The sequence below is a fragment of the Pseudoalteromonas sp. SMS1 genome, from assembly GCF_021530565.1.
In the GTDB taxonomy this organism is placed as follows: Bacteria; Pseudomonadota; Gammaproteobacteria; order Enterobacterales; family Alteromonadaceae; genus Pseudoalteromonas.
Genome location: NZ_JAKGBI010000008.1, coordinates 70,286 through 83,767, shown reverse-complemented (window position 1 = coordinate 83,767; position 13,482 = coordinate 70,286). Strand labels below are relative to the sequence as shown.

The following is a 13,482-nucleotide window of genomic DNA, read 5'->3' as shown; positions in this document are numbered from 1 at the left end:
GGATTACAGTTAAAACTAGTATAAAGTTCTAGGGTTTTTCTCTTTGCGTTTACAGTTTGTTATCCTTTTCTTGTGGCTATTTTCAGGTTTATCTGCTGCTATGACCAAGCAGCAGATACTTGAATTTGAATCCCACGTTATTGAAAATCCGATTAAAATCCTGACTGAAAAAGATAAACCTGAGGGCGTGAGTCGTGCATTCTGGCTTACGCTTAAAGCCAGAGCTGCTTTCTTTAAAGGGGACATTCAATCTGCAAAACAGTTTTATGATAACGCAAAGGGCTATGTTAAGGAAAAACCACTTAGCTTGAGTTCAGGATACTGGTATTTGTATCGCGCATTTTTTTCAATAGAGCAGGGTGAGTTAGTCAAAGCTAAGCAGTATATAAAACAAGCGAGATTGAGCTTTACACAACAAAAAGCGTCAGACTTATTGATTAGGACAGATGCTATGGAAGCGGTGATCTCGGTGTGGAGAGAAGAGTATAATTTGGCCCTGAAGTCACTTCAAACCGCACAAGGATATATTTCAAGAAACCCTGCTGGGGTGGATGATACAACGAAATTAATGGTTTACGATAGCCTTACTGCCTACTACTTGACCCTTCAATTCTATGTTAAAGCGCTTGGCTATGCTTATCAAGCACAAGAGTTAGCACGCGCGAATGGAAATTTGTTGGACGGGTTACCTGTGAAGTACAATATGTGCTTAGTTTTACTGAGATCAAACCTCATTGATAAGGCGGAGCAGTGTTATCAAGAAATGCATGAACTGGCACATGTCAGGGAGTTACCTAGGTATGAGTTTTGGGGGCTTTCTGGTTTAGGCAAAATTGCGCTGAACAAAAAAGAGTTTGAAGATGCAATTGGTTATCTACAGCGTGCGCAGTTGGTACAAGAAAACGCAATAATTAATCCGGCTCACTTAATTGTATTAAACAATAACTTGGCGCTGTCCTATTCGGAACTTAAGCAATTTGATCAAGCTTTAGAGCAGCTTAGTTTATCTAAAGTACTACTCAAATCATACGATAATGCACTGAACAATCGTTACACTCGGCAGACTCTGAAAATTGAAGCTGATGTATATCAAGCTAAACAGGATTTCCCCCAAACAATAGCTGCATTAAGAACCTACGTAAAATTTTTAGAAGAAAATGATGCAGTATCAAAAAATAAAACTGAGCTTTATACCAATGGGCTGTTAGAGTCTCAGCGTCAAAAGTATCAATTGGTGTCGTCGCCCCTTAATAGTGACTCTCCCGCAGTGTCACAGCGTGAAGAATTGAAAAAGCACGATTTAATAAAAGCTTATATTGTCATTGCGCTACTTGTCATTGCGCTCTTGGCTGTGGTCGCTTATTACCGGCGCTCAAGGAGCAATCTGACAGAAGTGCTCAATTACAAAGACTTCGGTACGGGGCTTTACAACAGACGCTATTTTGTTGAGCAGTTTGAAGTCGTGTCTAATCGCGCTATAGATTATGCAATGGCCTTAATTGAACTTGAAGGTGTCAGAGACCCGGAGTTGCAAAGTCGAAGTCAAGAGGAGCGACTTAAAACGGTCGCTGATTTAATATTGAAGCAATTCAGAGACGACGGAGACCTAGTTTGTCGAGTCAGTGAAGAAGAATTTGTAATCCTTTGTGAAGGAATGAAAAAAGTGGTCTTACAAAAGCGGTTGTCTGCATTTAATACTGCGTTGAAAAGTCAGGAGAACCTTATAAATATCCGCTTTTCTGGTGCGTTGATTTGCTCTGAAGAAGGAGATTTTGGCAATATATTTGCTGAATTAGAGAGTCGCTTGGTACACGTTAAGCGCAATGCGCCTGGGCAGGTTGTTGCATTTTAGCCCGCCCCTATGCACATTAATGGTATTTCTATTTAGTAGGTGTAACTTATGTGCTGAAAGAATCGCATGGTAATATCTTGCTTTTCAGGGTTTATCGGCATTTGTGTTGTAAAACGCCTGACCATCGTTTCAACATTATTCATAAACTTGCCATAGCCTACGTCTTTATTGTCTTTGTCATTAGCGACAACAACAAAGTGCATTACCTCGCACAAATACTCTGGGTCCCATATAGTATGTGTTTGACCATCCTCTAGTGATGTATCAAAGCTGAGTTTTTGTAGCTCTCTATTATGATCTGATTTGTCAATCTGGCTGTTTCTTACGATTGGCATTCTACCATCTGCGACGAACCCAACATGACTTAACTGTAACTGGCTACAGATAGTGAGTAGTTTATCTTCAATGGTTTGATAAAAGCCAGTATAGTCACCTGGTCTCAATAAGTGCTGATAATCTGTTTTAATCGCGCGAGTAATGGGTACTGAAAACGTAACATATGTGATTTCGCTGTGCATTTCTGGCAATGTACAGTTTCTTGCTTGATATCTAGGATATAGACTACGTAGTTTATATCCATATGTTTCTCTATGTCCTTTGATCTTAGAAAATATATCATAAGTTAGATGTTGGTGATCGCGAACGCGAAACTGCATGTTTTGGTCAGCATAGAGAGACTGCAATGCGTCAAGGGTACGTTTTACTTTGCTGTGAAATGCAGCTGCATTAGCACGTAATTCATCACCGGTCGCTAAGAATAATAAACGTATTTTACGGGCCTTATGATCTTTGTCGCTATAGATTTTATGCGCTTCGTGATATTTGGGGTTATAAAAGAATAAAATTTGTTTATCGGTTTGTAAGTTGTATGTCTCTTCGTGATAGCGAACAACAGGCAGCTTATCATTGACTATCAACTGCACGTTGTAGAGCTCAAACTCATCACACAAACCAAACAGCTTTCTTCCGAGTCGTTGGTATGCGCTATCTAAATCATCAAAACGACTGTAAAAAGAGTCATCTGGTTTAAACTCTGCCAATATATAGTGATTATTTCGCGCATTTGTGGGAATGTAGACGCGGTGTAAATTCATTGATGCCATTTCTAGTCCTTAACAATACATCTTAATTGGCTTCATATTATTGAATTTACATGACGATTTTATTGCGCTAGAACAATAATTGTCACACTACTTGCGGAAGGTCAAAGACAAAAAGTTACAATTATCTGCGCCTTTATATCCGATTTTACAATAGTCAGTAGACATAGGAATGATTCTTGTTTAATGTTTGTTTTCAAAAAAGGAACTTCTATGCATAAATCATATCCTCTTATCCCGCTTAGCGCACGGGCTTTGAATTTTCTAGCGCTTGCTGACGCCAACGGCAATGGCAATTCATGTGATCTGATAATTTTAAAAAGCCGGCCTAGTAACCAGCAACTCGAACACGCTGTCGACCAAATCGCGAAAAGTCATCCTATCATGCAAAGTCGTATTATTCGCAAACGCTGCCGTTACTATTGGGAGTATGATTGTCAATTACTACCAGAGAAAAAGTTTTTAGATTGGTCAGAAAATTATGCAAATTTTGAGCAATGGCACAGTGCGCTTAGAAGGTATCTATTTGATGACGTCATTGATCCATTCGCTTCTTCACCTGTCAAATTTGTCTGTATTCATTATCAGCAATATTGCGCATTGTTGTTCATATCTTCACACACGGCATCCGATGCCAGAAGCGGATACCTGTTATTTGAACAACTAAATGCACACTTAAATGCTCAGGCCGTAAAAGTAGTGGATAATGCATTTGAAAATGACCATAGCCTCTTTGAGCCATGCGGTTTCAGTGCTTATGTAAAAGCGTCCGGACGGTTACTTACAAACTTGCTTCGTCGTCGCTCGTTGGTTGACTTGAAATGTGAAATATCAGAGGACTGGCAGGTTGAATACATTGATCTTGGTGAAGCTGCAACTAAAAAGCTGGTCGATTGGTCAAAGAAGAATCAAGTTTCTGTAAACGTAGCACTTAACCATATATTAAGTGAATCAATTTGCGGAAAAAGTAAATTAAGTATACTGGAAACAATGTCGATTCGTAGCCGGTCGAAAAGGAATCTTGAATGGGCTTATAACAATCTCATTATTGTTTTTGAATCTCATATCGGTGGTGGCAATAACTGGTTGATAGGTTATCGAAAACATTTGGATAAAGTTAAGTCAAAAAACTACAAAACGTTTGAGGCTCAGCAAAAAATCCAAGCGTTTACTATAAATCTTTTACCGAGAACAGCATTAAAGGCGCTTGTAAATATCTACAAAAAGCTTTTTCTTAAGGGAAATATGATCCTGTCTAATTTAGGTGTATTGGAGTTTGACTTGAGTCACTTAGGTGAGCATGAGATTGTGGATGTCTATAACTTTAGCGTGCCATTGCCTCCAGCTGGTTTGGCGTTTGTGATGAGCACCTATCGGCAAAAATTGAGACTTTCATTGGCGCATAGAGGCCATGATGTGTCTTCTATAATGAATGAAATTAAGGCAAATATTCAGGCAATTAAATAGAATTATTTTTATTACCCAGGCTAAATGAATTTAGTTTTTAATTTCGATTTGAGTTGATAGTTACTCGCAAGTGATCAGCTAATAAAGGCCAAGATAAAGTGAAAATTCATCTTAATTAGAGTAATTACTTCCTTGTTTTGATGATAGGATTTTGTTTTTTGTTTAATTTGTTGTGTTTACTTATATAAATATTGAATAACGTAGACACAATGGTTTACAAAATGTGTTAATTTTGTTTTCACAGAGTCGTCGGGACCCCGTCTTTCCTCCGATATAAATTTTTTTATTGGAGAAATGATGTTACATACAGGGGAGTTAGTTGCAGCAGAGCAAAGGCAGCTAGAAGGACATAGTGAGTTTTGGAGACTCTGGTTAGAAAATAAAGAAAAACTATTAAGTTGTTGTTATCGTTGGCTGAGAAATGATAGTGATAAAATAGAAGATGTTATTGCGCATACCTGTGAAAAAGCTTTTAAGGCGTACACTCGCTCGAGTGCTATGATTGAGAACGAGTTTGCTTGGTTATGCCGAATTGCGCACAATTTATGTATGGATGTGCATCGAGCGAATGCAAAACATCAAGATATTGTAAATCACGTTTCAGAACTTCCTGACCAATTTTACTTTGCTGATAATCAATCAGCATCTTTAGAGAGTGAACACCTAAACCTCAGTCTCTATAATAAATTACTCCAAGAAATTGATATCTTACCAAAAGACCTTAGATTAGTAATGCAGTATAAATTTATGTATGAAATGGAGTATACAGAAATAGCTAGTCGATTACAGTTATCACCAGAGAATGTAAGAAAGCGGGTGCAGCTCGCTCGAAAGCGTTTATCTGTCTTGAAAGATGAGTATCGAGTTCTTAGTTAAATAGAGCTTAATGAATATTTAAATAAAATTTAAAACGACAATTTAAAAATCACATAAGTCACATTGCTTCGTCTTATTATCGCTAGGTTTTTGAACTATAGCCCAACCTTTAAAGAGGTGGCTTGAATTAAGCCACCCTTTTTTACTTTCCTCTTGCCAATTTTCCTACTTAAAAATTTATTTCACGAAACTAATTTCACCGCGTCTGTTGTTTACATTAGTGGTCAAAGCACTTTTTCGATTTTTGACCATGTATAGATAACTTCTCTAGTTTCACTTGACCTACTACGTGGGTGATGTGGCGGAGCGTACGTGGATTTTATAATGACAATAAATAAAAACTGGTATGTGGTTTATACAAAGCCAAATATGGAGAAAAAGTTTGCAGATCAAATTGAGAAACTTGCTTTTGATTGTGATGTTTACCTGCCCCTAATAGAAGAAAAAAGGCAATGGAGTGATCGGGTTAAATCAGTCTCTAGACCACTATTTAAATCTTATGTGTTTGTATATTTAGATGAGGTGCAATATCACTATATAAAAAGGATAAACGGGTTTGTTGAATATATCAGATTTAATGGTAAACCTAGTGTTATAAACGCCAATGAAATAGCTAAAATAAAAAGCATTATTGCCTCTGGGTATTCGTGCGAACCTGCTTCGAATCAATTTAGGGTCGGCCAGACTGTCGAGATTCAAACAGGCAGTTTACGTGGGTATCGTGGTAATCTCGTTGAGATTAAAAATAACACATTGTTTGCAATTGATGTGCACGGGTTAAATCAAAGTCTGTTGATGTCTATTCCAGCTTCGATGCTTAGCATGGTGAGTGAGTCATGAGCAATCGGAATATATCTCAGGAGAATCTTGAAGCACTGAAAGTTCAATTAATTTGCCACGAAGGGTTCGCCACAGTGCCAACCAAAAACTGCTTTGGTGAATTGTCGATTGGTTTTGGCAGAAACCTATATCAGCAAGGGGTCAGCGAATATGAAGCCGAATGGATGCTTGAACGCGATATCGTGCAATTACAAGAAGAAGTTAGTCAGGCTTTTCCCATATTTAATCAGCTGAGTGAAGTTCGAAAGCTGGTCTTGTTAAACATCGCTTTTACTATCCGCATAGGTGGTCTAAAAGCACAGAGAAAATTGCTTGCAGCACTGTGCGTTGAAGACTTCACGATCGCAGCAAATGAGATTTTGCATACCAACTGGATACCGGGCTGCTTAGATAGAAAAGAAGAGTTATCGATGATGATGAAGGCGGGGTGAATAATATGGCTGCAAGTTTGTCTGCGCAACGTCAATCGCAATTCAAATTAGAAAGAGCGCTGGCGAAGTGTTTTTATTTGGTGGGGGATTCTCTTCAAAGTAATGATGAGAGTTTGGCAAAAAATTTAGCGAGTTTACATCAGGCATTAGAGCAGCTAATTGAGCTTGAGCGATTTCAGTTTCTGCGCTTTTGCTTTGAGTTAGAAGAGCATGAAATAAAGCTGATAGGGTTAGCATTTATTCAAGCTATTGAGCCTGATTGTCTGACACCTTACCTTGGTTTGACCTGGTATGAGCACGGGCCTTATCTAAGCCTCGATAAGCTTTTAGTATTGTCTCATAAGCATGCTTATTTAAAGTCGAAAGTAAGTGCAGAATTGAACTATGGCAACGCGTTAAAATGGGGCCTCTTACAATCAAAAGCGTCATTGGCGCTCACAGAAGGCTTATACCTCGCTCCTGAAGCCTTATGCTTTTTGCAGGCTGGGCAACCCTCATTGGGCGAAGCGAGCATTTTTTCTCCTTTAAAAAAACGTGATGTTGGCAAGGCTTTTCCCCTACTTAACAAACCACTAACTGACATGGCTGAGCAAATCGTAAAACATCAATTGAACAGTGTGTTACATCGAGATGCTGAGTTTGTTCATTGGTATGTTGAACAGTTAGCCTACAACCAAAATGCGTCATTTACTACATTATCTGCTGACGTACAGGAAGGTATAACACCCAGACAAATGCAACATGGCTTGACGAAGCTGTTTTTGTCCGCGTTCGAGAAAAAGGTTGTCGTGCTCATGCCTCACTGGGCAAAGTGCCTATTTGATGCAAGCGCTGAAATTGCCCCCGTACTCGATAGCCAATCGAATATTGTGTGTTGTTTTTTCGGCGATCCTTACACGTCAAGTGAAAGTTTCAAAGTACGAACACTGCTCTATCCTGATGAATCTACGCTGGCGAATATCTGGCTAGCCTTATCCCCAGCCACGTTACCTACGCCGCAAGATAAGCAGCATGCATATCGTTTAGCGACACGTTACCCAATCCCGCTCTCTCGTATGCAATCTTTGGCCGAGCATGCAGTTTTGCATAATGACGGGGAAGATTATTGGCAGTCACTCGCCAAACTTTGCCTTTTAGAACAAAAAAAAGGCCCCCAAGAATTAGCAACATTAATTGAGCCCAGATATTGCCTTGACGATATGATACTTGCGGAGAGCACGTTACAGCAATTACAGGAATTGGTCGCACGCTGCAACTTCCAGTCTGAAATGAAACATCGATTACCAAGGTTTACAGAAGGATGTAAGGCACTGTTCTGGGGTCGACCAGGAACAGGGAAAACGATGGCTGCGGAAGCAATTGCAGGGGAGTTGCAGTTGCCCGTGTATGTTGTCAATTTAGCAAATATTGCCAGTAAATGGATAGGTGAAACGGAAAAGCACTTGGCTAAATTGTTTGATGAAGCCCAACGAAGCAACGCGGTGCTGTTGTTTGATGAAGCAGATGCGGTGTTTGCGAAGCGCAGTCAGGTTGAGTCAAGTCATGATAAAAACGCCAATATGGGCGTAAGTTACCTTCTGCAAAGAATGGAGCGTTACACAGGACTGTTGTTGTTGAGTACCAATCTCAAAGCAAATCTAGATGATGCGTTTATTCGTCGTTTTCATAGTGTTGTGGAATTTACCTTACCTAATTACCTTCAACGACTTGCCATATGGCAGCGCGTGCTAGGTAACAACGCCAGCGAAGAACTATTGACGGATCTGGACGGTTTGGCAAAGCGCTTTGAATTGAGTGCAGCCCAAATTATCAATATTACAGAAACGGCCTTATTGAAAAGCCTCATGCTCAAACGACCGATGATTGGTAAGGAAAATATTGCGAAAGCGTTACGTACAGAGCTATCAAAGCAGCATGAAGGTTTTATGGCGCAACACGAAATTAGAGATTGGTTAGAAGGAAATTAAAATGGATCCCAAAATTATCTACAAAGTGCAGCAAGCGCTCAAAACCTTTATTAATGAAAGAATTTTGTCGGTGGACCTTGATATTGGTACTGCACAAGATTCAACCATTGCATTGAGTTTTGTCGCACCCGATAAAAATTTTTTTGATAAGTCCGTCAGTGATGAACCCACTGTAAATTGTTATCTGATTGGTATCGCTGAGGATGTAACAAGAAGGCAAAGTGAGCCACCCAGAACTTACTTAAATACGGCTCAAACACACCGTGTTTATCAAAAAGAGCCCAGATTTGTGTCACTGACATACATGTTAACCGTATGGAGTAAAGCAGAAGCAGGTAGCGCGGAGCTCGAGCATATGGTGCTGAGCTATTTGTTGTCAGGGCTAGGTGCTTACGACTTCTTACCCGAAGACATATTAAACAACTATGGCGTCGAAGATAAGCCATATGGTATTCGAACACAGTTGTTTGGTAATGAGCACAGCGAAAAAGTCAGCGGTCATGTGTGGCAAGCATTGGGCTCGACCCCAAAACCGACGCTATTACTCTCACTATCTGTACCAGTGCCGGTATTCACACCAGATGTCTTGCCAGTTATCCAAGAGATTGAAACAGATATGGAAAATAAATCCGTTTAAGTCTCTAAAAACAGTTTTAAGCCATTTCCTGACAGTTACTCTTTTCGAGTAGCTGCGCTTCTTCACATAAACGATTAATCACCAAAGGTAAAATATGAAACATTCAGAGCTTAATACGGAGCTAAGAGGGTATTTTGAAAATGGGGATATTCCCACTCAAGACGAATTTAGAAAGCTTATCGATGCAGCAACGGATAATCGAACAACATACAGTTTAGTTGCACATCTTTTCGGAATGATTGTCGACTGCGCAGTCACTGAGCCTCTGGCAGATCTCGGCGATGATCTCTCAGAGGCGCTTGCAAAATATGAACTAGTGTCGGGGGAGTCAGTACTGTTATATTTGCAAGATGACCAATCGGAAAATGGCGTTTACACCTATGGTCACCGCATTCTGGAAGAAGGCACCATTGCAACTTTAACTAAGCAATCAATCAGTGAGTACGAAGGGATGCTTGTGAAAGCGAATCGTTCACAGGATGTGAGCGCGAGCTACTACCACTATGTAAATAACAGTGATACTGGACAAAATTTGCAATGGGAAAAAGTGGAAAACTTTGATGTCCCTGATTATTACGCTTCAAGCTTTAGGAATGCACGTTTTCCCCAGCACATAGATTTAACTCAGGGGGGGCAAATAGCTAACTCGGCCATCACTGCGGACCGATTAACAGGGAATGGTCATGGCATCACGGACTTGAATAATGCCAGTTTGCCGGCCCAGATAGATCTTACTCAAATTGCCGATGACTCAAAAGTTAAAGCTAAGTACTTTGAAGGCAATGGGTTTGGCTTGACCTCCCTAAATGCCAATGAACTAAAAGGTGGCCAAGTCCCCGCAGATATGTTGGATTTTGCTGAGGTATTAGATATTCGTCAAGGTAGCGCTGTAAAGGTGCTGAACGCAGATCATGGTCAATGGTTAAATCAGAAGATGGATAAGGTCGCAAACCCGGTACTGAGTGATGCGGTGATCTTATGTGCAGAAATCGACAATCATGTAGACCTTTCTTCTGCGCCAAGCCAAATCGATGGTGTGGTACTACAAGCTGGTAACCTGGTGTTGCTGACTGCGCAGGACAATGCTGCTGAAAATGGTATCTGGCAATATCAAGCGGATGGCAAGCTGGTTACGCCAGAGGCATCTCATGGGATCTATCATCGCCATGGTTTAGCTGTACAAATCTCACAAGGTACATCACACCAGTATAAGGTATTTGTGTTAATTTCTCAGTTTGAAAACAACAATGGTGATATTGATAATATTTGGGCATTCAGTGAGCAAATTACATTAGCAGGTGCTGGTATTCAAGTCACCAATAATCAGCATGCAGCCGATATTGCTACCGCAGCTGATGTGGAGGCTCAAAGGGCGAACAAACTACTCGATGCCGCATTATTCAAGCAAAAACTGATGGCGTCAGAGCAAGGATTGACGGCCGACTACACAACAAAGATTAATGAACAAAAAGATCGCATTGACAGCATTTTGCATGCCAGTGAGGCTGATGCAGATTCATTCAAAGAGATTGTTGATTTAATTAACTCGATAGATACGGAGTCAGATGCGGCATTTGCGACCTACGTACTGGAGAATGACGCCAGAAGCCAGAAAATTGAGGAAGACTTAGGTAGTGAAATTTCCACCAGACAACAGCAGGTTGCGCAGCTGCAGTCAAGCATACAACTGGAAGTGTCGACACGCTCAGCAGAGTCTGCCAATCGTTATACCAAGGCGGAATCAGACCAGAAGTTCTTAAGGTCTGTTGACACTAAACTCCTTGGCCAAATAGATATCACGGAAGCAACCTTTAGCGGTGATTTAGAGGTGACAGGCGCCATAACGGCGACTGGCGATGTCACTGCATTTTCGGATGAACGCCTAAAAACAGAGATTAAACCGATCGATAATGCACTGGACATTGTGAATAACTTAGACGGTGTTACTTTTGAGCGTGCAGATTTCAATGATAAGCGACGCTACACGGGCCTTATTGCGCAGCAAGTACAAGGGGCTTTCCCCGAGGCAGTACATCAGGAAGGGGAATACATGTCAGTCGCATATGGTAATTTAGTCGGCCTGCTTGTTGAGAGCATTAAAGAGCTCAATGGTAAAGTGGCAAGCCTGCAAAGCAAGCTCGTTAAGCTCGAATCTGAATAACCAAGAGGTGATGGACGATGACTTTACAAAGTAACGGGCCAATATCACTGAAGGACATTGGTGATGAGTACCGAGACACCGTGCCTTATGCGCTCAGTTTTTATAGCGAGCATGTTGAAAAGGTACCCGGGGAGACTCTCGCAATCAGTGAGTTCTATGGCCGATCTGCCATGACTATCAGACTATTAGATAAAACATTTGAAGTTTACACACAACGCACGGCAATTATCCCCATTGCTAATCTTCTTGCTGGAAGTTTTGACGAATACACGAGTGGCAATGATCCAGTGAGTTTAATTTCAGTGCAAAATGCGCAATTTGGTACTGTTCGCATCGACGGCGCGAATGTCGAATTTACCTCGACCAATGTAGTGGGCAGTGCAGCGCGTTTTGAATACACAGTCGAAAACAGTACCGGTATTAGAAAAACACACTTTGTGACGATGTCAGTGGTTGCCGTGCCGCCAATTGTATGTAATCCAGATACTTTTAGCTTGCAGCAGGGAGAGGCATTACTGATCAGTAAACAGCAGCTAATTCAAAATGATGAAGATGGGTCGGGAACGGGTTTGACGCTCATTTCCGTGAGCAATGCTCAAGGTGGTACCGTATCACTCAGTGGTAACACGATCACATTCACCTCGACAGGGCTTGCAGAACAGCCTGCTCAGTTTAACTATAAAGTACGCAATGGTCACAGTATCGAGCAAACAGGCATTGTATACATCAATGTCACTCCACTGCCTGAACTAGAATCTTTTGTTTATCTAACGCAGCAGCAGGCGGAACAAGCAAGACAAAGTTATAGCCCGCCGACCATGCAAGACATATTTAATAACTGGGCTAGGTTTAACGGTAATGAATACTTTATCAACAAACAAGATGCTGAATCTCGTGGCAGCTCAAATGCAACGGCTTGGTATTACAATGCATCGTCCGATAGCGTAGTAATGCCACTTAACGTTGCACCGCCTAACGGTTTTGTTTCGTCTGAAAAAGTAGACAATTATACACTTGAAGCGACCCTTTCCTCGGATAGTGGCGATAATGACACCATTGGAGTGGTCGCTGCGTTTGTGAGAGAAGGCAGTATCAACTATGTTTTGACGATTGTGCTAAATACCGGTGGCACACCACCTAACTCAACGGGGTGTGGGGTTTACTTCGGGTATGCGGGTGTTGGCAGCGGGTCAGACAAATTGCTCGGCCAATATAACATTGGTACAGGTGGAGGGTGGAGTAACCGTAAAGTTCGTGTCAAAGTTCAACGTCAAGGAGACCTATTTAAGTTCTATGTCACGCCTTGGGATCAGCTAAGCAACTTTCAATCTGCCAGTGAGATTGTTGTTGATCTGAACTCAGACTCGGTACTTCAGCGCTTTAAGGGCAAGCAGTCTTATGGCTACATCACTTATTCACAGCCCAACTCAACTTACCTGGATACAGACCTACGTGGTGGGTTAGACGTCTCAAAAATTTATGATGCGCAAAACAATACTGTTTGGCAGTACATCAATGGCAGTTGGCAGCTTATTTCTGGTAGTCTGCAAAGCCATCTTGGTTACATTCGTAAGGTGTATAACCCATCAAGTAAAGAGCGCTTTTTGATAGCGCAAAACACAGTGACTTATTTGGGTAAATTGGTGGACAGTAGTCAATGGGATGACAATAAGCTACTTGATGAAAGTCAAAATGTGCTGTTCGATCAAGATCTCGCGCAACACGGTGCACCGTCTGGTCGCAGGGTTGTTGCGTTATACACATCCGGCAAAGAAGAGAAAAACTACTTAAAAGGTAAGCCATCTCTTGCGACAACGTCAGGACATACACATCATACTTCAAACCCTGGCTTTAATAATCTGGGCAGCAAAAATTGGTTTGCAGAAAATAGCATAGACATTAGCTCCACTGATTTCTCTGGGGGCACAGTGGCCTTTGAAGGTGGCATTGTTGGTCGCATTACCCAAATTGGCAATGATAATGGCACCAGTGCGTTTATCCACTATCAAGTTACAAGCTACCGGTTATTCGATAAAAACGCTTAAACAAGCGGATCGTGAGTAGTCGATTACAGTAAAAAAGCGATTTTGAATATGTGTCGTTTGCAGATAAATCGCTTTTCATCCCCTTCATTTATTAACCTGTAACTGA

General features: G+C 41.2%; 10 protein-coding genes. 9 read left to right on the top strand and 1 reads right to left on the bottom strand.

Annotated elements, in window-relative coordinates; all coding sequences use genetic code 11:
- Positions 1-43 precede the first annotated feature (43 nt).
- Positions 44-1,852: a diguanylate cyclase domain-containing protein gene (locus tag L1286_RS11230; protein WP_235407147.1), complete on the top strand. Its 1,809-nt coding sequence runs from the start codon at positions 44-46 to the stop codon at positions 1,850-1,852.
- A gap of 32 nt (positions 1,853-1,884) precedes the next feature.
- Here the strand turns inward: L1286_RS11230 and L1286_RS11225 are convergent, their stop codons facing one another.
- On the bottom strand, positions 1,885-2,955 hold the full coding sequence (locus L1286_RS11225; protein ID WP_235407146.1) for a DUF3083 family protein: 1,071 nt from the start codon (positions 2,953-2,955) through the stop codon (positions 1,885-1,887).
- A 210-nt stretch (positions 2,956-3,165) separates the two neighbouring features.
- Between L1286_RS11225 and L1286_RS11220 the strand changes: the two genes are divergently transcribed.
- The 8 genes from L1286_RS11220 to L1286_RS11185 all read left to right on the top strand — a co-directional run bounded on the left by L1286_RS11220 (position 3,166) and on the right by L1286_RS11185 (position 13,376).
- Positions 3,166-4,419 carry a hypothetical protein gene (locus tag L1286_RS11220; RefSeq protein ID WP_235407145.1) on the top strand — a complete coding sequence of 418 codons (1,254 nt, stop codon included), beginning with the start codon at positions 3,166-3,168 and terminating at the stop codon, positions 4,417-4,419.
- A 294-nt stretch (positions 4,420-4,713) separates the two neighbouring features.
- Positions 4,714-5,295 (top strand): RNA polymerase sigma factor, encoded by a 582-nt coding sequence (locus L1286_RS11215; RefSeq protein ID WP_235407144.1) that lies wholly within the window; start codon positions 4,714-4,716, stop codon positions 5,293-5,295.
- Positions 5,296-5,619: 324 nt separating this feature from the next.
- The gene (gene nusG / locus L1286_RS11210) at positions 5,620-6,135 is read left to right on the top strand and encodes a transcription termination/antitermination protein NusG (RefSeq protein ID WP_235407143.1); all 516 of its coding nucleotides are present in this window, start codon (positions 5,620-5,622) and stop codon (positions 6,133-6,135) included.
- On the top strand, positions 6,132-6,566 hold the full coding sequence (locus L1286_RS11205; RefSeq protein ID WP_235407142.1) for a hypothetical protein: 435 nt from the start codon (positions 6,132-6,134) through the stop codon (positions 6,564-6,566). The genes nusG and L1286_RS11205 overlap by 4 nt, the downstream gene beginning before the upstream one ends.
- A gap of 5 nt (positions 6,567-6,571) precedes the next feature.
- Entirely contained in the window at positions 6,572-8,533 is a 1,962-nt protein-coding gene (locus tag L1286_RS11200) for an ATP-binding protein (RefSeq protein ID WP_235407141.1), read from the top strand.
- 1 nt (position 8,534) lies between these two features.
- Positions 8,535-9,170 carry a DUF4255 domain-containing protein gene (locus L1286_RS11195; RefSeq protein WP_235407140.1) on the top strand — a complete coding sequence of 212 codons (636 nt, stop codon included), beginning with the start codon at positions 8,535-8,537 and terminating at the stop codon, positions 9,168-9,170.
- 94 nt (positions 9,171-9,264) lie between these two features.
- Positions 9,265-11,331, top strand: a complete 2,067-nt coding sequence (locus L1286_RS11190; RefSeq protein ID WP_235407139.1) for a tail fiber domain-containing protein — start codon at positions 9,265-9,267, stop codon at positions 11,329-11,331.
- A gap of 17 nt (positions 11,332-11,348) precedes the next feature.
- Positions 11,349-13,376, top strand: coding sequence for an Ig-like domain-containing protein (locus tag L1286_RS11185; protein WP_235407138.1), 2,028 nt, complete (start codon positions 11,349-11,351; stop codon positions 13,374-13,376).
- Positions 13,377-13,482: the final 106 nt, after the last annotated feature.